This is a genomic window from Sphingomonas sp. 4RDLI-65, assembly GCF_049472435.1.
Lineage (GTDB): Bacteria > Pseudomonadota > Alphaproteobacteria > Sphingomonadales > Sphingomonadaceae > Sphingomonas.
Genome location: NZ_JBCEBT010000002.1, coordinates 459131 through 485955, shown reverse-complemented (window position 1 = coordinate 485955; position 26825 = coordinate 459131). Strand labels below are relative to the sequence as shown.

Annotated in this window: 28 protein-coding genes; 16 read left to right on the top strand and 12 right to left on the bottom strand. The window is 65.5% G+C overall.

What is annotated here, in order from left to right; translation table 11 throughout:
• Positions 1-49: 49 nt before the first annotated feature.
• The 6 genes from fabD to mltG all read left to right on the top strand — a co-directional run bounded on the left by fabD (position 50) and on the right by mltG (position 5000).
• Positions 50-1009, top strand: coding sequence for an ACP S-malonyltransferase (fabD, locus tag VH567_RS07300; RefSeq protein ID WP_423324580.1), 960 nt, complete (start codon positions 50-52; stop codon positions 1007-1009).
• Between the two features lie 47 nt (positions 1010-1056).
• Positions 1057-1479 (top strand): GxxExxY protein, encoded by a 423-nt coding sequence (locus VH567_RS07295; RefSeq protein WP_423324579.1) that lies wholly within the window; start codon positions 1057-1059, stop codon positions 1477-1479.
• Between the two features lie 14 nt (positions 1480-1493).
• Positions 1494-2234 (top strand): 3-oxoacyl-[acyl-carrier-protein] reductase, encoded by a 741-nt coding sequence (gene fabG / locus VH567_RS07290; protein WP_423324577.1) that lies wholly within the window; start codon positions 1494-1496, stop codon positions 2232-2234.
• A 78-nt stretch (positions 2235-2312) separates the two neighbouring features.
• Complete coding sequence (locus VH567_RS07285; protein ID WP_031393971.1) at positions 2313-2549, top strand: acyl carrier protein; 237 nt, start codon at positions 2313-2315, stop codon at positions 2547-2549.
• A 121-nt stretch (positions 2550-2670) separates the two neighbouring features.
• The gene (gene fabF / locus VH567_RS07280; protein WP_121904024.1) at positions 2671-3933 is read left to right on the top strand and encodes a beta-ketoacyl-ACP synthase II; all 1263 of its coding nucleotides are present in this window, start codon (positions 2671-2673) and stop codon (positions 3931-3933) included.
• Between the two features lie 98 nt (positions 3934-4031).
• On the top strand, positions 4032-5000 hold the full coding sequence (mltG, locus tag VH567_RS07275; RefSeq protein ID WP_423324574.1) for an endolytic transglycosylase MltG: 969 nt from the start codon (positions 4032-4034) through the stop codon (positions 4998-5000).
• A gap of 162 nt (positions 5001-5162) precedes the next feature.
• Here mltG and eda read toward each other — a convergent pair whose 3' ends face one another.
• From eda to VH567_RS07235, 8 genes are all read right to left on the bottom strand, one after another.
• Entirely contained in the window at positions 5163-5771 is a 609-nt protein-coding gene (eda, locus tag VH567_RS07270) for a bifunctional 4-hydroxy-2-oxoglutarate aldolase/2-dehydro-3-deoxy-phosphogluconate aldolase (RefSeq protein ID WP_423324572.1), read from the bottom strand.
• On the bottom strand, positions 5768-6736 hold the full coding sequence (gene glk / locus VH567_RS07265) for a glucokinase (RefSeq protein WP_056486103.1): 969 nt from the start codon (positions 6734-6736) through the stop codon (positions 5768-5770). Before glk ends, eda begins: the two co-directional genes overlap by 4 nt.
• A 142-nt stretch (positions 6737-6878) precedes the next feature.
• Positions 6879-8693: a phosphogluconate dehydratase gene (gene edd, locus VH567_RS07260; protein WP_423324570.1), complete on the bottom strand. Its 1815-nt coding sequence runs from the start codon at positions 8691-8693 to the stop codon at positions 6879-6881.
• 2 nt (positions 8694-8695) lie between these two features.
• Positions 8696-9400, bottom strand: coding sequence for a 6-phosphogluconolactonase (pgl, locus tag VH567_RS07255; protein WP_423324569.1), 705 nt, complete (start codon positions 9398-9400; stop codon positions 8696-8698).
• 171 nt (positions 9401-9571) lie between these two features.
• The gene (gene zwf / locus VH567_RS07250; protein ID WP_423324568.1) at positions 9572-11035 is read right to left on the bottom strand and encodes a glucose-6-phosphate dehydrogenase; all 1464 of its coding nucleotides are present in this window, start codon (positions 11033-11035) and stop codon (positions 9572-9574) included.
• 27 nt (positions 11036-11062) lie between these two features.
• Complete coding sequence (gene argC / locus VH567_RS07245; protein WP_423324567.1) at positions 11063-11986, bottom strand: N-acetyl-gamma-glutamyl-phosphate reductase; 924 nt, start codon at positions 11984-11986, stop codon at positions 11063-11065.
• On the bottom strand, positions 11983-12186 hold the full coding sequence (locus VH567_RS07240; protein WP_423324566.1) for a hypothetical protein: 204 nt from the start codon (positions 12184-12186) through the stop codon (positions 11983-11985). Before VH567_RS07240 ends, argC begins: the two co-directional genes overlap by 4 nt.
• A gap of 142 nt (positions 12187-12328) precedes the next feature.
• Positions 12329-12658 carry a MarR family transcriptional regulator gene (locus VH567_RS07235; protein WP_132897785.1) on the bottom strand — a complete coding sequence of 110 codons (330 nt, stop codon included), beginning with the start codon at positions 12656-12658 and terminating at the stop codon, positions 12329-12331.
• 234 nt (positions 12659-12892) lie between these two features.
• Here VH567_RS07235 and secG point away from each other — a divergent pair, with 234 nt between their 5' ends.
• Positions 12893-13288: a preprotein translocase subunit SecG gene (gene secG / locus VH567_RS07230; RefSeq protein ID WP_423324565.1), complete on the top strand. Its 396-nt coding sequence runs from the start codon at positions 12893-12895 to the stop codon at positions 13286-13288.
• Positions 13289-13372: 84 nt separating this feature from the next.
• Positions 13373-15007 carry a CTP synthase gene (locus VH567_RS07225; protein ID WP_332755283.1) on the top strand — a complete coding sequence of 545 codons (1635 nt, stop codon included), beginning with the start codon at positions 13373-13375 and terminating at the stop codon, positions 15005-15007.
• 253 nt (positions 15008-15260) lie between these two features.
• Here VH567_RS07225 and VH567_RS07220 read toward each other — a convergent pair whose 3' ends face one another.
• Positions 15261-15737, bottom strand: a complete 477-nt coding sequence (locus VH567_RS07220) for an Hsp20 family protein (RefSeq protein ID WP_423324564.1) — start codon at positions 15735-15737, stop codon at positions 15261-15263.
• A 232-nt stretch (positions 15738-15969) separates the two neighbouring features.
• Here VH567_RS07220 and VH567_RS07215 point away from each other — a divergent pair, with 232 nt between their 5' ends.
• The 8 genes from VH567_RS07215 to VH567_RS07180 all read left to right on the top strand — a co-directional run bounded on the left by VH567_RS07215 (position 15970) and on the right by VH567_RS07180 (position 24416).
• Complete coding sequence (locus VH567_RS07215) at positions 15970-18429, top strand: TonB-dependent receptor (RefSeq protein WP_423324562.1); 2460 nt, start codon at positions 15970-15972, stop codon at positions 18427-18429.
• Between the two features lie 198 nt (positions 18430-18627).
• A complete protein-coding gene (locus VH567_RS07210) occupies positions 18628-19062 on the top strand; it encodes a hypothetical protein (RefSeq protein ID WP_423324560.1) in 435 nt (144 codons plus the stop codon).
• A gap of 48 nt (positions 19063-19110) precedes the next feature.
• Positions 19111-19971 (top strand): 3-methyl-2-oxobutanoate hydroxymethyltransferase, encoded by an 861-nt coding sequence (gene panB, locus VH567_RS07205; RefSeq protein WP_423324558.1) that lies wholly within the window; start codon positions 19111-19113, stop codon positions 19969-19971.
• Positions 19972-20043: 72 nt separating this feature from the next.
• Positions 20044-20769, top strand: coding sequence for a tetratricopeptide repeat protein (locus VH567_RS07200; protein WP_423324556.1), 726 nt, complete (start codon positions 20044-20046; stop codon positions 20767-20769).
• Complete coding sequence (locus VH567_RS07195) at positions 20766-22088, top strand: PQQ-binding-like beta-propeller repeat protein (protein ID WP_423324554.1); 1323 nt, start codon at positions 20766-20768, stop codon at positions 22086-22088. Before VH567_RS07200 ends, VH567_RS07195 begins: the two co-directional genes overlap by 4 nt.
• 194 nt (positions 22089-22282) lie before the next feature.
• On the top strand, positions 22283-23671 hold the full coding sequence (der, locus tag VH567_RS07190) for a ribosome biogenesis GTPase Der (RefSeq protein ID WP_423324552.1): 1389 nt from the start codon (positions 22283-22285) through the stop codon (positions 23669-23671).
• 3 nt (positions 23672-23674) lie between these two features.
• Entirely contained in the window at positions 23675-23893 is a 219-nt protein-coding gene (locus tag VH567_RS07185; protein ID WP_423324550.1) for a sulfurtransferase TusA family protein, read from the top strand.
• Between the two features lie 82 nt (positions 23894-23975).
• On the top strand, positions 23976-24416 hold the full coding sequence (locus VH567_RS07180) for an Hpt domain-containing protein (protein ID WP_423324548.1): 441 nt from the start codon (positions 23976-23978) through the stop codon (positions 24414-24416).
• A gap of 176 nt (positions 24417-24592) precedes the next feature.
• Here the strand turns inward: VH567_RS07180 and bfr are convergent, their stop codons facing one another.
• From bfr to VH567_RS07165, 3 genes are all read right to left on the bottom strand, one after another.
• On the bottom strand, positions 24593-25108 hold the full coding sequence (gene bfr, locus VH567_RS07175; protein WP_056486959.1) for a bacterioferritin: 516 nt from the start codon (positions 25106-25108) through the stop codon (positions 24593-24595).
• Between the two features lie 102 nt (positions 25109-25210).
• A complete protein-coding gene (locus tag VH567_RS07170) occupies positions 25211-25381 on the bottom strand; it encodes a (2Fe-2S)-binding protein (RefSeq protein WP_082441433.1) in 171 nt (56 codons plus the stop codon).
• Between the two features lie 75 nt (positions 25382-25456).
• Positions 25457-26713 (bottom strand): DUF418 domain-containing protein, encoded by a 1257-nt coding sequence (locus tag VH567_RS07165; protein ID WP_423324545.1) that lies wholly within the window; start codon positions 26711-26713, stop codon positions 25457-25459.
• Positions 26714-26825: the final 112 nt, after the last annotated feature.

Genomic DNA, 26825 nt, shown 5'->3' with positions numbered 1-26825 from the left:
CCTTTATAGGCCCCGCGCTCAAACGAAGACCGAACACAGAGGAGAGGTCATGCGCGCGTTCATCTTCCCCGGCCAGGGGAGCCAGTCTGTCGGCATGGGCAAGGCGCTCGCCGACGCCAGTGCCACCGCCCGCGAGGTTTTCGCCGAAGTCGACGAGGCGCTCGGCCAGCACCTGTTCCGCCTGATGAGCGAAGGTCCGGCGGACGACCTCCTCCTGACCGAGAACGCCCAACCCGCGATCATGGCAAACGCGATCGCCACCTTGCGCGTCGCCGAGAAGGAAGGCGGCCTCCGCCTCGCTGACAAGGCCGATTACGTCGCCGGCCACAGTCTCGGCGAATACACCGCCCTGTGCGCCGCCGGTGCGCTCGACCTCTCGACCACCGCGCGCCTCCTGAAACTCCGCGGCCGCGCGATGCAGTCGGCGGTACCGGTAGGTGAGGGTGCGATGGCCGCGCTGCTCGGCACCGACCTCGAAAAGGCACAGGTCATCGCCGGCGCAGCCGTCGACGCAATCCTCGCGGAAGGCGGCCCCGAACTGATCTGCACCGTCGCCAACGACAACGACCCGTCGCAGGTCGTCATCTCCGGCCACCGCCTCGCCATCGAAAAAGCGATCGCGCTAGCCAAGGACCTCGGCGCCAAGCGTGCCGTCCTGCTCCCCGTCTCCGCCCCCTTCCACTGCCCCCTGATGCAACCCGCCGCCGAAGCCATGGAAGCCGCGCTCCTCGACGCCGACCTCCGCGCGCCTTTGGTTCCGGTCTTCGCTAACGTAGACGCCACCGCCGTGGCCGACCCAGGCGCGATCCGTCATCTGCTAGTCCAGCAAGTCACCGGCATGGTCCGCTGGCGCGAATCAGTCCTCGCGATGCACGCTGCGGGCGTCGAGCACTTCGTCGAATTCGGCGGCAAGGTCCTCAGCCCGATGGTGAAACGCATCACCCCCGACGTCGAGACGACCAGCGTCATCACGATGGACGACATCGAGGTGCTGGTCAGGAGTTTGTAGAGTAAGAGTGGTTCGCGCAGAGGCGCGGAGGCGCAGAGGAGGTCGCGATGAAGGATATCGATCGGATTACCGGCGACGTCCTTGATGTCGCGATCCGCATCCACCGCGACCTGGGGCCGGGACTGCTCGAAAGCGTTTATGAAACCGTCTTGGCGGGCAAGCTGGCTGCGATGGGATATCGCGTGGAACGACAGCGTCCGGTAGACATCGAGTTTGAAGGAATGTGTTTTGCTGCCGCCTTCCGTATCGATCTGTTGGTGGACGAGCGACTGATCCTCGAAATCAAATCCATCGACCAACTGAGTCCGGTGCATGCCAAGCAACTGCTCACCTACCTGAGATTGACGAAACAGCCCGTCGGCCTGCTCATCAACTTCGGTGGCGAGACGCTCAAAGAGGGCGTCCGCCGGCTCGTCAACAATCACTATCCTCTCAGCGCCTCTGCGCCTCTGCGCGAACAAATTTCTTGAATCTGGAGACCAAAATGTTCGACCTCACAGGCATGACAGCCCTAGTCACCGGGGCATCCGGCGGGATCGGGTCCGAGATCGCCAAGGCCCTAGCCGCCCAAGGCGCGCGCCTCGCCGTGTCCGGCTCCAACGCCGAAAAGCTCGAAGCCTTCCGCGCCAGCCTCCGCGGCGATCACGTCGCGCTCCCCTGCAACCTCTCCGACGCCGCCGCAGTCGACGCGCTCGTCCCGCAAGCCGTCGAAGCGCTCGGCGGCAAGCTCGACATCCTCGTCAACAACGCCGGCGTCACCCGCGACAATCTCGCGATGCGGATGAAGGACGACGAGTGGGACAGCGTCATCCGCGTCAATCTCGAAGCCGCGTTCCGCCTCATGCGCGCCGCCGCCAAGCCGATGATGAAGGCACGCTTCGGCCGGATGATCTCGGTCACCTCGATCGTCGGCGTCACCGGCAATCCCGGCCAGGCCAACTACGCCGCATCGAAGGCCGGCCTGATCGGCATGTCGAAATCGATGGCGCAGGAACTCGCCAGCCGCGGCATCACCGTCAACTGCGTCGCCCCCGGTTTCATCACCTCGCCGATGACCGACGCGCTGCCCGAGGCACAGAAGACCGCGCTCACCACGAAGATTCCGGCCGGTCGCCTCGGCGAAGGCGCAGACATCGGCGCGGCGATCGTGTATCTTGCCAGCCGTGAAGCCGGCTACGTCACGGGACAAACCGTGCACGTGAACGGCGGGATGGCGATGATCTGAACTTGCGCGCTGAACTGCCGCGTTCTAGGTGCGTTCAGGAAATACCCAAAACCCCCCAGATTTGAAGAGGGAACTACCATGAGCGAGACAGCTGACCGCGTGAAGAAAATCGTCGTCGAGCATCTCGGCGTCGAAGCCGACAAGGTGACCGAGGACGCGAGCTTCATCGACGACCTGGGTGCAGACAGCCTCGACATCGTCGAACTCGTCATGGCGTTCGAGGAAGAATTCGGTGTCGAGATCCCCGATGATGCCGCCGAGAAGATCGCGACCGTCAAGGATGCGATCACCTACATCGACGAGCACAAGGCCTGATCAGGGTTTAGGGTCCGAGACTTTGGACCTGCCCTGATGGGTATGATTTGAGCGGCTCCCCGTCCTTGGGCAAAGAGGGCGGGGAGCCGTTTCGTTTTGAGAGCAGACGGAGTTTGAAGCCATGCGGCGTGTCGTCGTAACCGGGCTAGGCCTGGTCACCCCCCTCGGGGCGGATGTTGAAACGGCCTGGGCGAATATCCTCGCCGGCAAGTCGGGCGCGGGCCCGATCACGCGCTTCGACGCGTCGGATCAGGTGTGCCGCATCGCCTGCGAGGTGAAGCCGGCCGACCACGAATATGGCTTCGATCCCGGCAAGCGCGTCGATCACAAGGTCCAGCGTCAGGTCGATCCGTTCATCATCTACGGCATCGACGCCGCGGGCCAGGCTCTGGAAGACGCAGGTCTGACCGAGATGACGCTCGAAGAGAGCTGGCGTGCCGGCGTCTCGATCGGCTCGGGCATCGGCGGTCTGCCGGGCATCGAGAGCGAATCAATCGTACTCCACACAAAGGGCCCGCGCCGCGTCTCGCCGCACTTCGTCCACGGTCGTCTGATCAACCTGATCTCGGGTCAGGTCTCGATCAAATACGGCCTGCGCGGTCCGAATCACGCGGTCGTCACCGCCTGCTCGACCGGCGCGCACGCGATCGGCGATGCCGCGCGGATGATCGCGATGGACGACGCCGACGTGATGCTCGCCGGCGGCGCGGAGGGCACCGTCTGCCCGCTCGGCATCGCCGGGTTCGCGCAGGCGCGCGCGCTGTCGACCAACTTCAACGATTCGCCCGAGAAGGCTTCGCGTCCGTACGACAAGGACCGCGACGGCTTCGTGATGGGCGAGGGCGCCGGTGTGCTGGTGCTCGAAGAATACGAGCACGCGAAGGCGCGCGGCGCGAAGATGTATGCCGAGGTGATCGGCTACGGCCTGTCGGGCGACGCGTATCACGTGACCGCGCCGCATCCGGAGGGCGATGGCGCGTTCCGGTCGATGCAGATGGCGATCAAGAAGTCGGGCCTCAAGCTTGAGGACATCGACTACATCAACGCGCACGGCACCTCGACGCCTTTGGGTGACGAACTCGAACTCGGTGCAGTCCGCCGCCTGTTCGGTGACGCGATTTCAGGCCTGTCGATGTCGTCGACCAAGTCCGCGATCGGCCATCTTCTCGGCGGTGCCGGCGCGGTCGAGAGCATCTTCTGCATCCTCGCGCTGCGCGACCAGATCGTCCCGCCGACGCTGAACCTCGACAATCCGAGCGACAGCTGCGTGGGTGTCGACCTCGTGCCGCACGTCGCGAAGAAGCGTGAAGTCCGCGCGGTGCTGAACAACTCGTTCGGCTTCGGCGGCACGAATGCTTCGCTGGTGATGACCAAGGTCCAATAATCCTGTTCCCCGGCGAAGGCCGGGGTCCAGTTGGGTGATTGGTGCGATTTATCGGAGGGCCTGCCCAACTGGGCCCCGGCCTCCGCCGGGGAACTATAGTGCGCAAGGTCGGCTGTTTCGGACTCGTCTTAGGCCTGGCGGCAGTCGTCGCGCTGTTCCTGGTCGTCCAAGGCTGGGGCGGCGCTGGCCCAGCCCCGCGCACGCTAACCGTGCAAATCGGCGAAGGCAGCACGCTGGCCGGCGCTGCCACCGAACTCGAAAAGGCCGGCGCGATCCCCTCGGCCCGACGCTTCCGCCTGTACGCCCGCGTGTTCGGCTCGGGCGATCCGATCAAGGCCGGCGAATACCGCATCGCGCCACACACCAGCCAGTCCGACATCCTGAAGCTGATGCAAGGCGGCAAGGTCGTCCAGCGCCTCGTCGTCGTACCCGAAGGCTATCCCTCGGTCCTCGTCCACGACGCGCTGATGAAAGCCGACGGCCTGACCGGCACCGTGCCCGTCCCGGCGGAAGGCTCGATCCTCCCCGACAGCTACGCCTTCCAGGCCGGCGACACGCGCGCCTCGGTCGTCGTGCGGATGCAGGCGGCGATGAAGACCTATCTCGCCAAGGCATGGGCGGCGCGTAAGCCCGGCATCGCGGTGACGACGCCCGAACAAGCGATCATCCTCGCCTCGATCGTCGAGAAGGAAACCGGCAAGCCCTCCGAACGCCGCACCGTCGCCGCGGTCTACGGCAACCGTCTTCGCAACGGCATGCCGCTCCAGGCGGACCCGACCGTGATCTACCCGATCACCAAGGGCCGCCCGCTAGGCCGCCGCATCCTGCGCTCGGAACTGCACGCAAAGAACGGCTACAACACCTATGCCGAGGCTGGCCTGCCGGTCGGCCCGATCGCCAATCCCGGCCGCGCCTCGATCGACGCGGTGCTCGACCCGGCGCAGACCCAGGCGCTGTATTTCGTAGCAGACGGCACGGGCGGTCACGTGTTCGCCAACACGCTGGCCGAACACAACGCCAACGTGAAGAAATGGTACGCCATCCGCAAAGCCCGCGGCGAGATGTAATCCTCCCCGGAACGGGGAGGGGGACCATCCGCAGGATGGTGGAGGGGGCTCACCGCGAGCGTACCCTCAGTGAGGCGGGATCCCGCGGGGCGGTACGCTTGTGGCACTCCCCCTCCACCACGCCGCTACGCGTCGCGGTCCCCCTCCCCGTGCCGGGGAGGATTACCCCCGCAACGCGTTAGCCGCGCGCGCCTTGATCTCGATCTCGGCCATCGTCCCGCCGGTCACCCAGCTCCCGCCCACACAAAGCACCGGCTTGAACGCCAGCCACTCGGGCGCGCTCGCCTCGGTGATCCCGCCGGTTGGACAGAAGTTGCACTGGTAGAACGGCGCGGCCAGAGCCTTGAGCGCCTTCAACCCGCCATTCGCCTCGGCCGGGAAGAACTTGAAGTGCGTCAGCCCGAGGTCGAGCCCGGTCATGATGTCCGCCGCATTGGCGATCCCCGGCAGGAACGGGATACCGCTCTCGATGATCGGCGTGGCGAGGCGTTCGGTCAGCCCCGGCGACACGATGAACTCCGCGCCCGCATCGCGAACCTGCACGAACTGCTGCGTGTTGACGACGGTGCCCGCACCGACGATCGCGCCCGGCACCTTCTTCATCTCGGCGATGGCTTCGAGCGCAGCGCCGGTGCGCAACGTCACCTCGAGCACGCGCAGGCCGCCGGCGACCAGCGCCTCGGCGAGCGGACGAGCGAGTGCCGCGTCCTCGATCACCAGCACCGGGATGACGGCGCTGGTCTGCATGATATCGGCGATAGTTGCGGTCATTGGGTGTGTTCCTGTGCGAAGGCGGCCGCGGCGCCGAACAGGCCGGGCTGGGGATGGGTAATGAGCTTGACGGGCATCGCCGCCATCATGCCCTGGAAACGACCCTTGGCGACGAAGCGCTGGTCGAAGCCCGAGCGGATCAGGCGATCCTTGATCCGGAAGCCCAGGCCGCCGGCGATCACGACCGCCTTCGCGCCTTGCGCCAACGCCAGATCCCCCGCGACCGCGCCAAGTGCGAGGCAGAACCGATCGAGCGCGGCCAGCGCAATCGAATCGGTCCCGTCGATCGCTTCGGTCCAGATCGTCTTGTCGTCATGGCTGGGAACCGCGCGGCCCTCCAGCGCGGCGAGCGTCTCGTAGATCGCGACGATGCCTGGCCCGGCGACGACCCGTTCGGCCGAAACGCGCGTGAACGTTTTCCGCAGGCGTTTCAGCAGCGCGTCCTCGATCCCGTCGAGCGGCGCGAAGTCCATGTGCCCGCCCTCGGTTTCGAGAACCTGATAGCCGTCCTTCCGCCGCAGCAGCTGCGCGACGCCGAGCCCGGTGCCGGGGCCGCAGATCGTCGTGATCCCCTCGGACGGCAGCGGCGTATCGGGGCCGCAGAGGTGGATGAAGTCGCTGCTGGGCACCTGCGCGACGGCATGGCCGACCGCACCGAAATCGTTGACGACCACCCACTGGTCCGCCTTCAGCCGCTCGGTGATCAGCGACTTGCGGATGATCCACGGGTTGTTGGTCAGCCGGATGACGTCGTTCGCGACCGGCGACGCGACCGCGATCGCGAGTGCGCGGGGGAGGGGGCGGCCGAGCCCCGCCTCGAACGCCTGGTACGCGGTCTGGAGCGACGCGTGGTCCGCGGTCTTCAGTGTCGCCGGCTCGCCGAGCGACACGACACGGCCGTTCTCGACCTCGGCGATCGCGAAGCGCGCATGCGTGCCGCCGATATCTGCCGCTACGATTTCCATTCGTCTCTCCTAACCCCTTGCCGTTCGTCCCGAGTAGCCGTCGAGCTTGTCGAGATGGCGTATCGACGGACATGCCACGGGGGTGTCCTTCGATACGGGCTCTCGACTTCGCTCGATCCCTACTCGGGACGAACGGAATTTATTACAGCCCAGCGCCCGCCAGCATCGCCGACGCACCCTTTTCGGCTTCGTCGGCAAGCCCGCGGAACATCCCGAACAGCTCGCGGCCCATGCCGCTCACTGGCGGTGGTACCGCGACCATTTCGCGCGTCGCCCACACATCCGCGTCGACCAACGCTTCCAGCGTGCCATTCACCGCGTCCACCCGGATCATGTCGCCATCGCGGATCAACCCGATCGCGCCATCGAGCAACGCCTCGGGCGAACAATGGATCGCGCACGGCACTTTCCCGCTCGCACCCGACATCCGGCCATCGGTGACCAGCGCCACCTTGAACCCACGGTTCTGCAACACGCCCAGCGGCGGCGTCAGCTTGTGCAGTTCCGGCATGCCGTTAGCGCGCGGCCCCTGGAAGCGGACGACGACGACGACGTCCTTCTCCAGCTCGCCGAGCTTGAATGCCTCGATCACATCCAGCTGGTCGTCGAACACCATCGCGGGTGCTTCGACGATCCACCGTTCGCGTTCGACCGCGGACACCTTGATGCACGCCCGGCCGATATTGCCCGCGAGGATCCGCATCCCGCCATCCGGCGAGAACGGCGCCGTCGCAGGACGCAGGATCGTCTCGTCACCGCTGTCCGGCGTATCGCGCCAGGCGAGCGTGTCGCCCTCGACGACCGCGGTCTTCGCGTATGCCGACAGGTCGTCGCCACCGATCGTCATGATGTCGCCGTGCAACAGGCCTTCGCCGAGCAGCTCGCGGATCACATAGGGCATGCCCCCGGCAGCCTCGAACGCGTTCACGTCCGCCGAGCCATTGGGATAGACCCGCGCGATCAGCGGGACCGCGCAGGAGAGGCGGTCGAAATCCTCCCAGTCGATGATGATCCCAGCCGCGCGAGCGATCGCCGGAACGTGGAGCAGATGGTTGGTCGAACCGCCGGTCGCGAGCAGCCCGACCGCGGCGTTCACGATCGCCTTCTCGTCGACGCAATGCCCGAGCGGCCGATACGAATCGCCGCGCGCGCCGATCTTCGCCAGTCGGTGCACCGCCGCCCGCGTCAGTTCCTGGCGCAGCTTGGTGCCCGGATTGACGAACGCCGCGCCCGGCATGTGAAGGCCCATGACCTCCATCATCATCTGGTTGGTGTTCGCCGTGCCGTAGAAGGTGCACGTGCCTTTCGAATGATACGCGCCGATCTCGGCCTCGAGCAGTTCCTCGCGCCCGACCAGCCCCTCGGCGAACTTCTCGCGAACCGCGGCCTTGGCCTTGTTGGGCAACCCGGTCGGCATCGGACCGCCAGGGATCAGCACCATCGGCAGATGCCCGAAGCGCAGCGCGCCCATGAGCAGCCCCGGCACGATCTTGTCGCAGATGCCGAGCAACGCGGCACCCTCGAACGTGCCGTGCGACAGCGCGATCGCAGTGCTCAGCGCGATCGTGTCGCGGCTGAACAGCGACAGCTCCATGCCCGGATACCCTTGCGTCACGCCGTCGCACATCGCCGGCACGCCGCCCGCGACCTGCGCCGTCGCGCCGGCTTCGCGCGCCCAGATCTTCATCAGTTCCGGATAGCGATAGTAGACGGCGTGCGCGGACAGCATGTCGTTATACGCGGTGACGATGCCGATGTTCATGCCGGCATCGGCCTTCATCGCGTCGCGGTCCTCCTCGGTCCCGGCATAGGCATGCGCGAGGTTCGCGCAGCCAAGGCCGGGACGCCGGACCTGCGCCGCCGCCTCACGCTCGATCAGCGCGAGATAGGCGGCGCGGCTGTCGCGAGACCGCTCGATGATTCGGTCGGTAACCGCGGAGACGACGGCGTTGAGCATCGTCACGGCGCCCAGTGCACGTCGACCGGCAGCTCGACTTCGGCCAGAACGCGGCCGATCGGGTAGGACGAGGACGGCCCTTGTTCGATTGCATGCTCCAGCACCTTCTTCTTCGCGTCGCCGGTGATCATGATCATCAGCGCCTTCGACGACGCGATCGCCGCCGCCGACAACGTCACGCGCGCCAGCGGTGCCTCGGGCGGCAGCGGATCGGGCATCACGCCGAGCGCACGGCGTTCCTTGGGGCCGCTCAGCGCCTCGTCATAATCCGGGCCGGGGAAGATCGACGCGGTATGCCCGTCGCCGCCCATGCCGAGCAGGCAGAAGTCGAGCGGCCAGTGCAGGTCCTGCATCAGCGCATCCGCCGAACGGCCCGCGGCCTTGTAGTCCGCCATCGCCTCGGGAACGATCGGCTTCACGCGTGCGCCCTTGGGCAGGAAGATCTTCGCCAGCGCCGTCACGTTCGACAACGGATCGCCAAGCTTCACGATACGCTCGTCGCCGGGGATGATCGTGACCTTCTTCCAGTCGAGCTTCGCCTGGGCGAGTTTCTCATACGCGGCGAACGGCGTCTTGCCGCCCGCGAGCGCGATCACCGCCGAGCCGCGCGCGTCGAGCGCACTCTCGATGACGAACTGGATATCGCCCGCGACTGCGTTGGCGAGTTCGTCGGAATCCTCGTAATCCCACCATTCGATTTCGGTCATAAACTTGAACTCACTCAGAAAATTGCTGTCAAAAATGCCGTTCGTGCCGAGTAGGGATCGAGCGAAGTCGAGATCCCGTATCGAGGTACAGTGCCACAAACGGGCCGATCCCTCGATACGCCTTCTCGACTTCGCTCGAACGCTACTCGGGACGAACGGAAGAAAACAAACTCAGTCGTCCTGCCAGGTCACGCCGTCGCGCTCGGTCAGCGCGATCGCCGCCGACGGACCCCAGCTGCCCGATGCATAGCTCTTGGGCTTCATCGCGTTGGCCTTCCAGCCCTCGCGGATCGCGTCGATCCAGGTCCATTGCGCCTCGACCTCGTCACGCCGCACGAACAGCGTCTGGTCGCCCTCGATCAGGTCGAGCAGCAGGCGTTCATACGCGATCCGGCGACGCGAGCCCGCGAACTCGGCATCCATGCTGAGGTTCAGCGGCACTTCGCGCAGGCGCACGCCCTCGCGGTCGAGGCCGGGCTCCTTCGCCATCACCAGCAGCTGGATATATTCCTCCGGCTGCAGGCGGATGATCAGCATGTTAGGCTGGAGTAGCCCGCCACGGCCCGCGAACATCGAATGCGGTACCGCCTTGAACTGGATCGCGATCTCGCTGCGACGCGTCGCCATGCGCTTGCCGGTACGCAGGTAGAACGGCACGCCCTGCCAGCGCCAATTGTCGACATGCGCCTTGATCGCGACGAACGTCTCGGTGGTCGAGGACTGGCCGAGCTCGTCCGAGTAGCTCTTGACGAACTTCCCCTTCACCGCGCCTTCGCCGTACTGGCCCGTCACCGTGACGTGCGGCACTTCCTCGGGCTTGATCATGCGCAGCGACCGGAAAACCTTCGACTTCTCGTCGCGGACGTCGGTGCCCTCGAACCGTGCGGGCGGTTCCATCGCGATCAGCGCGAGCAACTGGAGCATGTGGTTGGCGACCATGTCGCGGAGTGCGCCGGCGGTCTCGTAATAGCCCGCGCGCTCTTCGAGCCCGACCGTCTCCGAGATCGTGATCTGGACGTTGTCGATGCCCTGCGCGTTCCACACCGGTTCGAAGAACGAGTTACCGAAGCGCAGCGCGAGGATGTTCTGGACGGTTTCCTTGCCGAGATAATGATCGATCCGATAGGTCCGGTCCTCGGGGAAAGCCTTCGCCACAGAGTCATTGATCTCTCGGCTGGTCTCCAGATCATAGCCAAGCGGCTTCTCCAGACCGACACGCACGGTCTCGCCGGCGAGACCGACCTTGTGCAGACCTTCGATCGCAGCTTCGAACAGCGACGGCGCAGTCGACAGATAGATCGCCAGACCGCCCGATATGTCGCCGATCTTGTCTGCCAGCGGCTGGAAGCTCGCTGGATCGGACAGGTCGGTCGGTTGGTAGAATAGCCGGTCGAGGAATGTCCCGAGCGCGCTCTCGTCCTTGCGATCCTCGGGCAGGAACTCGTCGAGCGCCTTCTTCGCGAATTTCCGGTAATCCTTGTCGTCATGCTCGTGACGCGCGGCACCGGTGATCGTCAGGTCTTCGGGCAGCAACCCGTCGGCGTGCAGGCCATAGAGCGACGGCAGCAGCATGCGCTGCGCGAGATCGCCGGTCGCGCCGAACAGGAGCAGCTTGGCTACGGGATTACGGTGCATGAAAGCTCCTGGAACTAGCCGGTTTCTTTAGAAAACCAGGCCGGCGACCGGGTCGACCCCGGCCATGATGTTGAGGTTCTGGACCGCGGCGCCGCCGGCACCCTTGCCCAGATTGTCGAGCGTCGCGATCAGCCGTGCATGGCCGACCGCATCGTTGCCGCAGACCCTCAGCGTCAGCCGATCGGTCCCCGCATTCTCCTCGATATCGACCGCGCCGATATCGCCGGGGGCGACCGAGACGAGCTTCGAGCCATCGAACGCCGCGCGCAAGACGTCCTCGATCGCAGCGAGCGACGGGCGGCCGGGCAGGGCGTGCAGATGCAACGGCACTTCGACGACCATGCCACGATAGGTGTTCGCAACCGCTGGCGCGAAGATCGGCGCGTGGGTGAGGCCCGCATGCTGCGTCATCTCGGCGATATGCTTGTGCGCGAGGCCGAGCGCGTAGGCGCGGAACGCCGTCGCGGGCTCGCCATTCTCGAACGCGGCGATCATCGCCTTGCCGCCACCTGAGTAGCCCGAGGTCGCGTTGACGCTGAGCGGAAGATCGGCGGGAACGAGTCCGGCGCTGACCAGTGGCGCGACAAGCGCGAGGAAGCCGGTCGGATAGCAGCCTGGGTTCGACACGCGCATCGCGGTCGCGACCTTCTCCGCCTGACCCGGCAATTCGGGGAAGCCGTAGGTCCAGCCCGCGGCGACGCGGTGCGCGCTCGAGGCATCGATCACTCGGGTGCGGCTGTTGTCGATCAGCGTCACCGCCTCGCGCGACGCGTCGTCGGGCAGGCAGAGGATAACGAAGTCGGCGTCGTTCAGTGCCTCGCGACGTGCCGCCGGATCCTTGCGCCGATCCTCCGGCAGCAACGCCAGCGTGATGTCGGTCCGCCCGGCAAGCCGCTCGCGGATTTCGAGACCGGTGGTGCCGACCGCGCCATCGATGAAGACCGTGGTCATGCCGCGTCCGTCGTCGAAAGATCGAGTGCTGCTGCTTCGACATAGCCGACCAGACCGCTCGGGCGCGCAACGCCCCATGCGGAAACGCCGGCAATCTCCAGCACTTCGAAACTGTCGCCAGGCTTGAGGTCGACCATCGTATCGCTCGCTTCGTCTCGTCCGCTGCGCAACAAAGCTGTGCGCGCGACGGGCCGTATCATCGGCACCGCATAGTGTGGAGCGAATACGTATTCGGCGAGGCGAATATCGGCGATATCACGGCGAACGGCGTGCGTGCGCGGGTCGAGGCTGACCGACCGGCCCGTCAGCGCGAAGCTGGTCCGGGCCTTGTCGTCGAACGGCTCAAGCGTGCGCGGCGTGGCCGTTTGAGCCGGCTGGGGCGGGGCCGTCGCCGATGAATTGCCCGAACTCTTCAAGAAAATCTGCCCCTTCGGTCGTGCGCGCGACGAAGATGTTGCGCTTGTCGCTATCGTCGCGTTGCCGGCGCAGATAGCCGAGGGCACCCAATCTGTTCAAGGCGCGCGTGACGACGGGCTTCGATACGTTCAGCGCGCGGGCAAGGCCGCGCACCGTATGCGGTCCCGGTTTGAGGTAGACGAGCAGTAGCAAAGCCATCTGACGATTGGTCAGATCGGGTTCACCCGAGCGGACATAATCCACCAGAGCGGTCATCCAGGTCGATAAGGTATTGGCTGCCATTGATGCCACAGCGTTGATCCGCCATCTGAATTTATATGCACGATACCCAGTCATGAGCGTCATTACGGGTTCACAACGCTGCCCGGACGTCATGTTTCCGTAGTTTTGCGATTGGCTTGCGATATGCCGTGCCACCGTTCCGGTTGATCGAAGCGGCTGTGTCGCCTATGTGCGCGCCTTCGCAAAAGTTCCGGGGTTTTCCGCGCAATGTTCGCCTTTCTGCTCGTCATCCACGCGATCATCGCGGCCGCCCTCGTCACGGTGATCCTCATGCAGCGGTCGGAAGGCGGCGGTCTCGGCATGGGCGGCAGCCCGTCAGGCCTGATGTCAGCCCGCGGCGCCGCCGATTTCCTGACGCGCGCCACCGGCGTCCTGGCGACGATGTTCGTGCTGTTCTCGATCCTGCTCGCAGTCCTCGCGGCGAATCACCGGACCACCACGATCGACACGTCGCTCGCGCGTACCCCGGCGGCGGCAACGGCCGTCCCGACCGCGCAGCCAAAGGGCGACGCGGCACCGTTCGCCGGTGGCGCCGAGAATGCCGGCGTCCCAGCCGGTACGACGGCTCCGGCCGACAACGGCGCGGTCCCGCTAGCCAACTAAACACTCCATTCGCCGATAAATGCGCCCCGCGTGATCCGCGGGCGCTTGTCGTTCGTCCCCAACACACGCTACGAGACTCTTCCCATGGCTCGGTACATTTTCATCACCGGGGGCGTGGTTTCGTCGCTCGGTAAAGGTCTCATGGCGGCATCGCTTGCCGCTCTCCTCCAGGCACGCGGGTATACCGTCAGGATTCGGAAGTTCGATCCGTATCTGAACGTCGATCCCGGCACGATGTCGCCGTATCAGCACGGCGAGGTCTACGTCACCGACGACGGCGCCGAGACCGATCTCGATCTCGGCCATTACGAGCGCTTCACCGGCGTTCCCTCGCGCCAGTCGGACAACGTCACCTCAGGGCGCATCTACCAGCAGATCATCACGCGCGAGCGTCGCGGCGATTATCTCGGCGCGACCGTGCAGGTCATCCCGCACGTCACCGACGCGATCAAGGCGTTCGCCCGCGCCGAAACCGACGGCATCGACTTCATCCTTTGCGAGATCGGCGGCACCGTCGGCGATATCGAATCGCTGCCGTTCATCGAGGCGATTCGCCAGCTCAAGAACGAGGAAGGTCGCGGCAACGCGATCAGCATCCACGTGACGCTGGTCCCGTACATCGCCGCCGCCGGCGAGCTGAAGACCAAGCCGACCCAGCATTCGGTCCGCGAACTTGCCGCCTTGGGCGTTCAGCCCGACGTCCTCGTCTGCCGCTGCGAACACCCGCTGCCGCCGTCGGAGCGCGCCAAGATCGCGCTGTTCTGCAACGTCCCCGCCAGCGCGGTCATCCCCGCGCTCGACGCGAAAAGCATCTACGCGGTGCCGCTCCAGTATCACGGCGAAGGCCTCGACATCGAAGTGCTCCGTGCGTTCGGCATCGAACCCGCCGAGGCACCCGACCTGTCGCGCTGGACCGAGATCATGGACCGCCTGACCAACCCGCAAGGCGAGGTCACGATCGGCGTGGTCGGCAAATATGTCGGCCTCCAGGATGCGTACAAGTCGCTCAACGAGGCGCTGGTCCACGGCGGCATCGCGAATCGCGTGAAGGTCAACGTCCGCTGGATCGACGCCGAACTGTTCGAGAACGCCGAAAGCGACATCGCCGGACAGCTCGAGCCATGCGACGCGATTCTCGTCCCCGGCGCGTTCGGCGAACGTGGCGCGGAAGGCAAGATCGCGTCCGTGAAGTTCGCGCGCGAGCGGAAGATCCCGTATTTCGGGATCTGCTTCGGCATGCAGATGGCCTGCGTCGAGGGCGCGCGCGATCTCGCGGGCATCGCCAATGCGTCGTCGACCGAGTTCGGCCCGACCGACGAGCCGGTGGTCGGCATGATCACCGAGTGGATGGGCCGTGAGGGTCTCGAAACGCGTGCGGCCGAGGGCGACATGGGCGGCACGATGCGGCTCGGCGCGTACGACGCGAAGCTCACCGGCAACAGCGTGGTGGCCTCGATCTACGGCGGCACCGAAATTTCGGAGCGTCATCGTCACCGCTACGAGGTCAACACCGGGTACAAGGAAGCGCTGGAGCAGGGCGGCCTCGTCTTCTCGGGCATGTCCCCCGACGGCACGCTCCCCGAGATCGTCGAACGCCCCGACCACCCTTGGTTCGTCGGCGTCCAGTTCCACCCGGAACTGAAGTCGAAGCCCTTCGACCCGCACCCCCTGTTCGCGAGCTTCATCGAAGCCGCCGTCAAGCAGAGCCGCCTAGTCTAACCCCCATCCTCCCCCCTGGCGGGGGGAGGATATCGCCCCGTAATACGCGAGCGATGTAAACCATGTTTCCCCGCGAAGGCGGGGACCCAGACTGGGCTCCCGCCTTCGCGGGAGAACAAGGCAGCGTTCGTTGCAGTGTCGGAGCGCGTGGACATGTCCCACGAGGGGTGATCGCGGAACGAGTCCGGGGCGACGAAGCAATTTACGGACTCGTCACGATTCGAACACGCCGAATATCGATCGGCTCAAGTTGTCATGCAGCCTGCTCGATGGCGCCGCTATCTTTCGTCGTCTCGACCGCGGCCAGCGGCGCGCCCGTCTTGATCGCGATGCTCTTCGGCTTCATCGCCTCGGGCACCTCGCGCACCAGATCGATCACCAATAGCCCGTCGTTCAGCCGAGCATCCTGTACCAGCACGAAATCGGCCAGTTCGAAGCGCCGCTCGAACGAGCGGTTGGCGATACCGACATGGAGCAGCTGCCCCTCGGACGCAGGCTCGTCCTTCTTGCCGGCGACCAGCAACAAATTCTGCTGCGCGGTGATCGCGATCTCGTCGCGGGTGAACCCGGCGACCGCAAGCGTGATCCGGTAGCGATCCTGCGCGATCCGCTCCAGGTTGAACGGGGGGTAGTTGTCGGACGTCGCGGCGCGCGCGTTCGTCTCGATCATGTCGAACAGCCGATCGAACCCGACGGTCGAACGGCGATAGGGGGTAAGGTCGAGTCGCATGTCGAAATCCTCGTCTGAGCAATTTGTCGAAAGCCCGGATCCGCCCGTGCGCGACCCGGACGCACGGCCCATCAGGCGCCGCGCGGCGGTGATCTGGTAAGCCGTTTTTCGCCGTCAAGAACTGCGCGAAAAAAAATGGCAAAGGCCCGCTTTCGGCCGCCAAAGAGATATCGTCATTGAATATCCCCCAAATCAATAGACTTTGCGCGCCAAGGTTCAGGGGAAAAAATTCATGTCGCTAACGCTTGCTCTGTTGCTCGCCGGTCAGGCCGCTACCGTATCGACGCCGTCCGCCGCGCCGCAGGCACCCGTGGGTGATCAGGCGACCGAGCAGCCCACAGGTCGTCTCGGCAACCAGCAACAGGGAGGCGGCGGTGATATCGTCGTCACCGCGCGGCGCCGCGCCGAGACCGTACAGACCGTCCCGATCGCGATGTCTGTCATCGGCGGCACCGCGCTCGCCGAAACCGGCGCCTACAACGTCAGCCGTCTCACGCAGCTCCAGCCGACGCTGCAATTCTACTCGACCAACCCGCGCAATTCCGCCGCGAACATCCGTGGCCTCGGCGCTCCGTTCGGCCTGACCAACGACGGGATCGAACAGGGCGTCGGCATCTATGTGGACCAGGTCTATTACAGCCGCATCGCCTCGGCGACGTTCGACTTCACCGACACCGAGCGGATCGAAGTCCTCCGCGGACCGCAAGGCACGCTGTACGGCAAGAACACCACCGCCGGCGCGATCAACATCACGACTCGCAAACCCAGCTTCACGCCCGAGGCGCGGATCGAACTCACCACCGGCAACTACCAGTTCATCCAGGCCAAGGCGTCGGTGTCCGGCCCCCTGATCCCCGACAAACTCGCGATCCGGCTGTCGGCGTCGGTGACCGAGCGTGACGGCACGATCCACAACGTCGTGACCGGCAAGGATCTGAACGCGCAGGACAATAAGAGCGTGCGCGGCCAGCTCTACTGGAAGCCCACCGACAATCTCGATCTCGCTCTGTCGGGCGATTACGGCCAGCAGAACCCGAATTGCTGCGTGCAATATTACGCCCGTACCGGCGCCACCCAGCGGCCGCTCACCCGCCAATACGCCGCGCTCGCCGCCGCGCAGGGCTACGTCGTGCCGTCGACCAACGCGTTCGACCGGGTGACCGATGTCGACACGCCGTTGCGCGCGAAGCAGGAACTGGGCGGCGTATCGCTGCTCGGCAATCTGGATCTCGGCGCGTCGACGATCACCTCGGTCAGCGCGTGGCGGTTCTGGAATTGGGATCCGTCGAACGACCGCGATTTCATCGGCCTGCCGATCACCACCGTCTCCGCCAATCCGTCGCAGCAGACGCAGTATAGCCAGGAGCTGAGGATTGCCTCCAACGGCAAGCACACGCTCGATTACGTCCTCGGCGCGTTCTATTTCTACCAGACGATCGATACGCAGGGCTTGCAGGTGCAGGGGCCGGCGGCGAGCGCTTTCCTGCTCAACCCGACTAGCACGGGCGGGAAGAATCCGGCGACGCTGAACGGGCTGACGTCACGCAACACGATCGGCTTCACCAACACCAGCGCAGCGCTGTTCGGCAAGTTGACCTGGAACGTCAGCGACCGGTTCCAGATCGCGCCGGGCCTGCGGTTGAACTATGACAAGAAGAAGGGCGACTATGTTTCGGTCGTGACGACCGGGGCAGGCGAACTTGTCACCAGTAACGCAAGGTTCAACGACCAGCGCGGGGTGCTTGCTCCGCAAAGCTACCAGCCCGACTTCGACAACTGGAATTTGTCGGGGGATATCACGGCGGCCTACACCGTGACGTCCGACATCCACGCTTATGCGACCTACGCACGCAGCTACAAGTCGGGCGGGATCAACCTGTCGGGCCTGCCGCTCGACGGCAGCAACAACCCGATCCTGTCGGCTGCCACGGTGAAGCCCGAGAAGGTCAACCATTTCGAGCTTGGCCTGAAGACGCAGTTCCTGGATCGCCGTCTGACGCTCAATCTTGCGGGGTTCTGGACCGAGATCAGCGATTACCAGGCGACCGTCACCAATGGCCAGCTTGGCGTGTTGCGCGGCTATCTCGCCAATGCCGGCAAGGTCCGGACGCGCGGCCTCGAATTCGACTCGGCGTTTCGCCCGACCGACCGGTTCAGCGTCTACGCCAATGGTGCGTACACCGACGCGAAATACGTCAAGTTCGTCGATGCGCCGTGCCCGCCCGAACTGTCCGGCGGCACCACCGCCGATGCGACGCATCCCGCCAGCCCGGCCGGTCAGGCGGGAACGTCGACGACACCGTCCTACAGCCCGGCCAACTGCGACATCTCCGGCCAGCGCCTGCCCGGCGTGTCGAAATGGGCGTTCTCCTACGGCGCCGAATACGACCTGCCGGCAACGCTCGGCGGGCTCGATGGCCAGGTCTATCTCGGCTATGACGGCAGCTATCGGTCGACCTTCTCGTCGAACCCGTCGCGCTCGCTCTACACCGACATCAACGGTTACGCGCTCAGCAACTTTCGCTTGGGATTCAAGGCGAAGGACAGCTGGAACGTGTTCGGCTGGCTGCGCAACGCGTTCGACCAGAACTATTATGAAGTGCTCGCGCTCCAGTCCGGCAGCACTGGTCTGGTCGTCGGCCAGCCGGGCGATCCACGTACCTATGGCCTGACCGTGTCGCGATCGTTCTGATCGTGATGCGCAAATCGTCACGACGCGTTCAGGTTGCGCACGCTACACCTTGAATACGGCCCGGAGGGACATCGCAGTCGGAAGCTCCCGATGTTCCTCCGGTTCCAAAACCGTGACATCTTGCCGCATAGTGGCGGCCTATTGCGCGTAACCTCTGCGGAGCGCAGTCTGGTGCCCTGAAACAACAGGGGCGGCGGTATGTTCTTCGTGCGACAGGGACCCTTGTGGTTTCGACTGACCACCGGTGTCCTCGTACTCTGGGGACTGCTCGGATGCTTCATGTGCCTGCAGCAGGTCCGGCTCGGCGCCGACGCGATGGGCCATGCGACCGCCTACGACCGCGCGCTCTATGCCGCATTGCCCAACTGGTACGATCCGCTGTTCGCCGTCGCCGTGCTGACCGGTCTGGTCGGCGCGATCCTGTTGTTCATGCGGCGCGCCAACGCGCGCCCGTTCCTCCTCGCCTCGCTGGTCGCGACGATCGCGCAGTTCGGCTGGCTGTTCGCCTCCACCGATATCGTCGCGCAAAAGGGCGCCAGCGAGACGCTCGGCTTTCCGCTGGTGATCGTCGCGATCGCCGCATTCACGCTCTGGCTCGTCGGTCATGCCCGCGTGAAAGGCTGGGCGGTTTGATTCCGCTCAGGCTGGGCGAGCGTCGAGCCGCGCGCTACTAGCGTCGCCATGTCCACGACCTACACCCTCGACACCGCGACGAGTCGCGCGAACCCGACGCCCGCCCCGCTCAAGCGGCTGACGATCCCCGCGATCCGTCGGCAGAAGGGCAAGATGCCGCTCGTCATGCTCACCGCCTACACGGTTCGCACGGCGCAACTGCTCGATCCGCACTGCGACATGCTGCTGGTCGGCGACAGCCTGGGGCAGGTGATCTACGGCCTGCCGTCGACCGTGCCCGTGACGCTGGAGATGATGGCGGCGCACGGCGCTGCGGTGGTGCGCGGCAGCTATCACGCGGTGGTCGTCATCGACATGCCGTTCGGCAGCTACGAGGCGTCGCCCGAAAAGGCATTCGAAAGCGCCGCGTTTCTGCTGAAACAGACCGGCGCGGCGGCGGTGAAGCTCGAAGGCGGCACCGCGATGGCGCCGACCGTCAAGTTCCTCACCGAGCGCGGCATCCCGGTGATGGGGCATGTCGGCCTCACCCCGCAGGCGGTCAACGTCCTCGGCGGCTACGGCGCCCGCGGTCGCACGCCCGAGGAAGCCGCCAAGATCGTCGCCGACGCGCAGAGCATCGCCGAGGCGGGCGCCTTCTCGCTGGTAATCGAAGGCGTGGTCGAGCCGATCGCGATCGAGATCACCACCACCATCGCTTGCCCGACGATCGGCATCGGTGCCTCGGCGCAGTGCGATGGCCAGGTGCTGGTGACCGAGGACATGCTGGGCATGTTCGAGCGTACCGCCAAGTTCGTGAAGCGGTTCGCCGACATCGCCGACACCATTTCGTCGGCGACGCAGACCTATGCCGACGACGTCCGCGCCCGTGCATTTCCGGGCGCGGAGCAGGTCTACGCGCCCAAGGATTGATCCGCTTCCGTTTCGGTTCCGGCGCGGCTAAGGTCCGCGCCGCCCACCCCCTCACTATTTCCGGAGCATTCCTTGGCCCTCCCGCCGAAAACCGATCAAGCATTCCTGCGCGAGGTCGACGAAGAACTCCGCCGCGACCAACTCGCCGGGTTCTGGACGAACTGGGGCAAGTGGGTCGCGATCGGCGTCGTCGCCGCGCTCGCCGCTCTCGCCGGCTCCCTGTACTGGCAGCATCACAATGGCGAGGCCGCCGGTGTCGAGGGCGAACAGCTCCAGGCCGCCTACGACTCGCTCGGCGCCAACAACGCCGCCGCCGCGTCCAAGCCGCTCGCCGAACTCGCCAAGTCGAACCGCGATGGCTACCGCGCGCTCGCGCTGTTCACGCAGGCCGATGTCCTTCTCCAGAAGGACGATCTGAAGGGCGCCGCCGCCAAGCTCGGCGCGATCGCCGGCGATACCTCGCTGGCCAAGCCGTTCCGCGATCTCGCGCTGGTCCGCCAGACGTCGGCCGAGTTCGATACGCTGAAGCCGCAGGTCGTCGTCGAGCGTCTCCGCCCGCTCGCCGTCCCCGGCGGTGCATGGCTGGGCAGCGCGGGCGAGATGGTCGCGATCGCCTATCTCCGGATGAACCAGCGCCAGCAGGCGGGCGTTTTGTTCGGCCAGATCGCGCGTGACACCGGCGTGCCCGAGACGATCCGTCAACGCGCGGTTCAGATGGCCGGGGTACTGGGTGTCGATGCCGTAGCGAATACCGGGGCCAACCCCGGGCAAGTCAACGAGGATACCAAGGCGCAATGATGAAGACATATCGGGTGACGGTCGCCGTCGCCGCGCTGGTGGCGCTCAGCGGTTGCGGGATCTTCAAGGGCGGCGTCAAGAAGACGCCGACCGTCGGCGACCGCGTGTCGATCCTGGTGTCGGAGAACGAGGTCGAGACCGACAAGACGATCGCCGACGTCCAGGTCCTGCTGCCCGCGCCCGCGGTCAACGACGCCTGGGCTCAGCCCGGCGGCAACCCCGCCAAGTCGATGGGCCAGCTCGCGCTCGGCGACCAGCCCAAGCGTGCGTGGCAGGCCTCGATCGACGGCGGCTCGAATCGCCAGCGGCTCGGCGCAGCACCGGTCGTCGCGGACAACAAGCTGTTCGTGACCGATGTCACCGCGACGATTCATGCCTTTGCCGCCGATACCGGTGCTGCGTTGTGGAGCGCGGGCATTACCGAGGGCAAGCTCAACAGTGCCGCACGGTTCGGCGGCGGCGTCAGCTATGACGACGGCAAGCTCTACGCCACCGACGGCGTCGGTGACGTCGTCGCGATGAACGCGGCCGATGGCGCGATCCTGTGGCGCGCCAAGCCCGGCGCGCCGCTGCGTGGTTCGCCGACCGTCGCCAACGGCGCGGTGTACGTCCTGACGCAGGACAACCAGGTCTTCTCGCTCAACCAGGCCGACGGCAAGGTCCAGTGGGTCCAGTCGGGCACGCTCGAAACGCAGGGCGTGTTCGGCGTCGCGGCCCCCGCGGTCAGCCAGGGCACCGTCGTCGCCGGCTTCTCCAGCGGCGAACTCAGCGCCTATCGCTACGAGAACGGGCGTATCCTCTGGCAGGACGCATTGTCGCGCACATCGGTCACCACCTCGGTGTCGAGCCTGTCGGACATCGACGCCGCCCCGGTGATCGACGGCGGCCGCGTCTATGCGGTCGGGCAGGGTGGCCGCATGGTCGCGCTCGAACTGTCGACCGGTCAGCGCCTGTGGGAGCAGAACTTCGCCGGCATCTCGACGCCGTGGATCGCGGGCGAATGGCTGTTCGTGGTTACCGACGACGCGCGGCTGGTCTGCCTGTCGCGCTCGAACGGCAAGGCGCGCTGGATCGCCCAGCTTACGCGTTTCCAGAACGAGAAGAAGCGCAGCAACGCGATCACCTGGTTCGGTCCGATCCTCGCCGGCAACCGCCTGGTCCTCACCAACTCGCGCGGCGAGATCAATTTCGTCTCGCCGACCGATGGCACGGTGAGCTCGACGATCGAGACGAAGACGCCGTTCTCGCTGCCCCCGATCGTGGCGAATTCGACGCTCTACACGCTCGACCAGAAGGGCAAGGTCACCGCGTACCGGTGACGTATACTCCCTCTCCCCGCCGGGGAGAGAGAAGGGGCCCGGCGCGCTTGCGCTGGGAAGGGTGAGGGGAGTGAGGCTCGAAACGCTCTCCACAACTCCCTCACCCTTCCGTCGCCTATGGCTCCTCCCTCCCTCTCCCCAGAGGGGCGAGGGACATAGGTGACCTTTGCCGCGACACGCGCTAAGGCCCCCTCATGTCCAAACTCCCCGTGGTCGCAATCGTCGGCCGCCCAAATGTCGGCAAGTCGACCCTGTTCAACCGCCTCGTCGGCAAGAAGCTCGCGCTGGTCGACGACCGGCCGGGCGTCACGCGTGATCGCCGCGAGGGCGACGCGTCGCTGATCGGGATGGATTTCCGCATCATCGATACCGCCGGATACGAGGATCACGACGCGCAGACGCTGCCCGGCCGGATGCGCCAGCAGACCGAAGCCGCGGTCGCGCAGGCCGACGTCGCGCTGTTCCTGTTCGACGCGCGCGCCGGGATCGTGCCGCTCGACGAAGAGATCGCCCGCTGGCTCCGCACCGCCGACGTCCCCGTCATCCTCGTCGCCAACAAGGCCGAGGGCCGCGCGGGCGAAGACGGCATCCTCGAGTCGCTCGCGCTCGGGTTCGGCGATCCGGTCCAGCTGTCGGCCGAACACGGCGAGGGCATGGGCGACCTGTTCGAAGGCCTGCTCCCGCTTCTCGAAGGCAAGGAAGAGCCGCCCGAGGAACAGCCCGACAACGAATATGAGGGCCCGCTGAAGCTCGCGATCGTCGGCCGCCCGAATGCGGGCAAGTCGACGCTCGTCAACCGTATCCTCGGCGAAGACCGCATGATCACCGGCCCCGAAGCCGGCATCACCCGCGATTCGATCAGCGTCGATTACGACTGGCACCCGACCGGTGGCGAAGCGCGCAAGGTCCGCCTGATCGACACCGCGGGCATGCGCAAGCGCGCCAAGGTGCAGGACAAGCTCGAGAAGATGTCGGTCGAGGACGCGCTCCACGCGGTCGACTTCGCCGAGGTCGTCGTGCTGCTGCTCGACGCGACCCTCGGCCTCGAGGCGCAGGATCTCCGCATCGCCGACAAGGTGCTGCAGGAGGGCCGTGCGCTCGTCATCGCGCTCAACAAATGGGACATCGCCGAGAGCGCGTCGTCGCTGTTCAACGGCGTCAAGCGCGCGCTCGAGGATGGCCTGAGCCAGGTCAAGGGCGTCACCGTGATGACCGTGTCCGGCGCAACCGGCAAGGGCATCGACCAGTTGCTGCAAGCCTGTTTCGACACGCGCGACGCGTGGTCGAAGCGTGTCGGCACCGGCGAACTCAACCGCTGGTTCGAACGCGCGATCGAGGCGACCCCGCCACCGGCGCCTGGCGGCAAGCGGATCAAGATGCGCTACGTCACGCAGGTCAAGACGCGTCCGCCCAGCTTCGTCATCTTCGGCACGCGCGTCGATCAGCTGCCGGCGAGCTACGAACGCTATCTGGTCAATTCGATGCGCAAGGATCTCGGCTTCGGCGCGGTCCCCGTCCGGCTAATGTTCCGCGCACCGAAGAATCCGTACGATGACAACGGCAAGGGCGGCGGCGGCAACTAGGCGGTGTCCGGCGCGGTCCGTATCGATGCCAGGGGCATGCGCTGCCCCTGGCCCGCGGTGCGGCTCGCAAAAGCGCTGCGGGGCGGGGCGAAAGCGGTCACGGTAATCGCCGACGACGCCAACGCGCCGACCGAGCTCGCGGCGGTCGCCACGGCTGCAAATGCGACGATAGAGATCGTTTTGGATGAAGTTTCACCGACCTTCATCGTAACACTTCGGTAGCATGACAACATTGTGTTTACCCAAGCCGGGTACAGCAGCGTTTAGACCTTCATGGCGCGTGGCCGAACGGGAGAAGGCGATAGTGTCGTTCGAAGGAAGCACCTTGATCAACTGGCCCGCGTTCGCGCAGGCGCGGAGTGAGCTGGGCGCCGGATTTGTCCGCATTCTCGGCTATTTCCGGGAAGATGGCGTAAAGTCGGTCGCGGCGATCGAAGCGGCGATGCGCGCCCTCAACGCGGCGGCGATGGTGATCCCCGCGCATACGCTGAAGGGCGAGGCACGCCAGTTCGGTGCAGAGCCGCTGGCCGATCTGGCCGAGGCGATCGAGACCATCGCGCGCGATTGCGTGGAAATGCAGGATACGCCGGAAGAAGCGCTCGAGCATATCGTCCGCTTGCGTCCGCTGTTCGGCGAAACGCTGACGCTGCTGGAGCGCGAGGCCAATCCGATCGTAGCGCGCAAGCCCGTCGCGGGCGGCGGCTTCGGTCGCCGTGCGATTCCGACAGGCTTTGGCGAAGACTAAATAAATTAATCCTCCCCCGCCAGGGGGAGGTGGCAGGCGCCAGCCTGACGGAGGGGGCGGTAAGCGAAACCGCTGTTCCGTGTCCTCCCCCTCCGTCACCTTCGGCGACACCTCCCCCCTGGCGGGGGAGGATTAAGTCTTCCAGGCGATACCGGCTCACCGGCATCGCCCGTAGCTCACCCCTTCAGATACGGCGCCGCGCCAGCCTTGGGCGAATCATGCTCGGAGATCGAGTTCAACTGGATGTAGTTGTGGATACCCATCCGCGCGATCATCTCGAACTGGCGCTCGAGCGTGTCGACATGCTCTTCCTCGCTGGCGAGAATGCGCGCGAACAGATCGCGGCTGATATAGTCCTTGACCTCTTCGCAGTACGAGATCGCGCCCTTGAGCTGGACGGTGGCCTCGACTTCGAGCGCCAGATCCGACTTCAGGACCTCCTCGACGGTCTCGCCGATGCGCAGGCGACCGAGCAGCTGGAAGTTCGGCAGGCCATCGAGGAACAGGATGCGCTCCGACAGCCAGTCGGCGTGCTTCATCTCGTCGATCGATTCCATCCGCTCATACTGGGCGAGCTTGTAGACGCCCCAATGCTCGAGCATCCGGTAATGAAGCCAATATTGGTTGACCGCGGTCAGCTCGTTCTTGAGCGCCTCGTTCAGAAATTCGATTACTTGGGGGTCGCCGCGCATGGCCATATCTCCGTCACCTCTGACGGACTTGTAGCGCCGGCAATACCGCAACCGCAACCCAGGAAATGGCGGATTTCTGCGGTTTCTTAGCTGTTGCGACGCTTATGCAGCGGCGCGTTCCTCGTCGATAATCGCTCGCGCTATCGACGTGCACTGGCCACATTTGGGTTTGCGACCCATCGAACGGAACGCCTGGCAGGGTGTCGTACACCCGCCACGTGCGCAGTTGCGAACGTCGGATTCTCGTATGGCATTGCAAACGCAGACGACCATGTGAACTCCCTAGCTGTAAGCCGGGGATACGGATATTGCGAACTACTCGCAAGCTCTTTTGCGTCTTATTCGCAATTAGCCCGATCGGTTCGTCGCGAATGCCGAACCGCGCATCGGCTGCCAGGCAAAGCGTGAAAGGCTGCGCCATAGCCATTCGAGTGGGCCATAACGGAAGCGGTCGAGCCAGGGCTTCGACCACAGTAGCATCAACAGCCAGATCGGCACGACGACGCAATAGAGCTGCGCGCGGGACAGCGCGCCGTAAAGGCCGAGCCCGTACCCGTAAAACAGCGTCGTGCAGAGGATCGTCGTACCGAGATAGTTCGAGAACGCCATGCGACCCGCGGCCGAAATGCGCATGGTCAGCCAACCGCCGGGCCGGGCGAGCAGGATGATAGCGGCGGCATAGCCCATGATCGTGACCGGCCGGAGCGGCGTCGCCAGCGCCAGCCATGACAGCGCGACATAGCGCGCATCGAACCCGTGGGCGATGTCGAACGCCGCGATGGCCGCATAGCCGAGCCAGCCGAAGCCGATCCCGGCGACCGCGATCACGGTATAGCGCCGTCGTGTCCACTCCCCCGTCAGGAACCCCGATCGCAGCCCTGCCATGCCGAACAGCATGAACCCGAGCGTCTCCGGGCCATTGACGGTCAGCGCCGTGATCGGCCCGACCGCATGCGTCCACCGCCACGCGACCAGATCGCGCCATCCGCCAAGTCCGATGGCCAGTTCGCGCGCTATCACTGCCGGGGTAGGCTGGCCGAACTGGTCCGCCAGCAGCTGCCAGTTCGTGACGATCCGCGCTGCTGCATGCGGCCGATGCGCCGACGCGTGCAAATCGAACGCATACGCGGTGAGCGTCGCCAGTTCGACCGTCTGGAGGACGATGCAGGCCAGCCCGACGCCGATCAGCCAGCGTACCGGCAACCGGACGAACATGTACGCGATCGCGCCGACCAGCGCGTAATGCGCGAGGATATCGCCCCACCACAGCAGGTAGAGGTGCGCGATGCCGAACACGAACAGCCAGGCCATCCGGCGCAGGTGTACGGTCGCCGGATCCTCGTCGGTCGCCTTGGCCCGGTCGATCACCAGCAGCATCGACGCACCGAACAGAAACGAGAACAGCCCGCGCATCTTGCCATCGATGACGATGAAGGTGGTCGTCCAGGCGACCAGGTCGGGCGTGCTAGGCGGGCCCATCGACGCGGGGCTCATGTAGGCGAATTCGGGGAAGCCGAATGCGGCGATGTTGGCCGCGAGGATACCCATGACGGCGACCCCTCGGATGAGGTCGAGCGTAGCGATCCTGGCGGGGGCAGGGGTCATGCGGACGGCGTGAAGTACAGCCGCTCGCGCAGCATTTCGCGGGCGATCGGCATGGCTGCGTTTGGCGGTGTTGAACCGTGTGTCGGGAAGGCTGTGACCATTCGGGACTGCT

Coding starts and splice junctions, on each gene's coding strand:
- fabD (WP_423324580.1), top strand. CDS start 50: ATGCGCGCGTTCATCTTCCCCGGCCAGGGGAGCCAGTCTGTCGGCATG.
- VH567_RS07295 (WP_423324579.1), top strand. CDS start 1,057: ATGAAGGATATCGATCGGATTACCGGCGACGTCCTTGATGTCGCGATC.
- fabG (WP_423324577.1), top strand. CDS start 1,494: ATGTTCGACCTCACAGGCATGACAGCCCTAGTCACCGGGGCATCCGGC.
- VH567_RS07285 (WP_031393971.1), top strand. CDS start 2,313: ATGAGCGAGACAGCTGACCGCGTGAAGAAAATCGTCGTCGAGCATCTC.
- fabF (WP_121904024.1), top strand. CDS start 2,671: ATGCGGCGTGTCGTCGTAACCGGGCTAGGCCTGGTCACCCCCCTCGGG.
- eda (WP_423324572.1), bottom strand. CDS start 5,771: ATGACCGCAACTATCGCCGATATCATGCAGACCAGCGCCGTCATCCCG.
- glk (WP_056486103.1), bottom strand. CDS start 6,736: ATGGAAATCGTAGCGGCAGATATCGGCGGCACGCATGCGCGCTTCGCG.
- edd (WP_423324570.1), bottom strand. CDS start 8,693: ATGCTCAACGCCGTCGTCTCCGCGGTTACCGACCGAATCATCGAGCGG.
- pgl (WP_423324569.1), bottom strand. CDS start 9,400: ATGACCGAAATCGAATGGTGGGATTACGAGGATTCCGACGAACTCGCC.
- zwf (WP_423324568.1), bottom strand. CDS start 11,035: ATGCACCGTAATCCCGTAGCCAAGCTGCTCCTGTTCGGCGCGACCGGC.
- argC (WP_423324567.1), bottom strand. CDS start 11,986: ATGACCACGGTCTTCATCGATGGCGCGGTCGGCACCACCGGTCTCGAA.
- VH567_RS07240 (WP_423324566.1), bottom strand. CDS start 12,186: ATGATACGGCCCGTCGCGCGCACAGCTTTGTTGCGCAGCGGACGAGAC.
- VH567_RS07235 (WP_132897785.1), bottom strand. CDS start 12,658: ATGACCGCTCTGGTGGATTATGTCCGCTCGGGTGAACCCGATCTGACC.
- secG (WP_423324565.1), top strand. CDS start 12,893: ATGTTCGCCTTTCTGCTCGTCATCCACGCGATCATCGCGGCCGCCCTC.
- VH567_RS07225 (WP_332755283.1), top strand. CDS start 13,373: ATGGCTCGGTACATTTTCATCACCGGGGGCGTGGTTTCGTCGCTCGGT.
- VH567_RS07220 (WP_423324564.1), bottom strand. CDS start 15,737: ATGCGACTCGACCTTACCCCCTATCGCCGTTCGACCGTCGGGTTCGAT.
- VH567_RS07215 (WP_423324562.1), top strand. CDS start 15,970: ATGTCGCTAACGCTTGCTCTGTTGCTCGCCGGTCAGGCCGCTACCGTA.
- VH567_RS07210 (WP_423324560.1), top strand. CDS start 18,628: ATGTTCTTCGTGCGACAGGGACCCTTGTGGTTTCGACTGACCACCGGT.
- panB (WP_423324558.1), top strand. CDS start 19,111: ATGTCCACGACCTACACCCTCGACACCGCGACGAGTCGCGCGAACCCG.
- VH567_RS07195 (WP_423324554.1), top strand. CDS start 20,766: ATGATGAAGACATATCGGGTGACGGTCGCCGTCGCCGCGCTGGTGGCG.
- der (WP_423324552.1), top strand. CDS start 22,283: ATGTCCAAACTCCCCGTGGTCGCAATCGTCGGCCGCCCAAATGTCGGC.
- bfr (WP_056486959.1), bottom strand. CDS start 25,108: ATGCGCGGCGACCCCCAAGTAATCGAATTTCTGAACGAGGCGCTCAAG.
- VH567_RS07170 (WP_082441433.1), bottom strand. CDS start 25,381: ATGGTCGTCTGCGTTTGCAATGCCATACGAGAATCCGACGTTCGCAAC.
- VH567_RS07165 (WP_423324545.1), bottom strand. CDS start 26,713: ATGACCCCTGCCCCCGCCAGGATCGCTACGCTCGACCTCATCCGAGGG.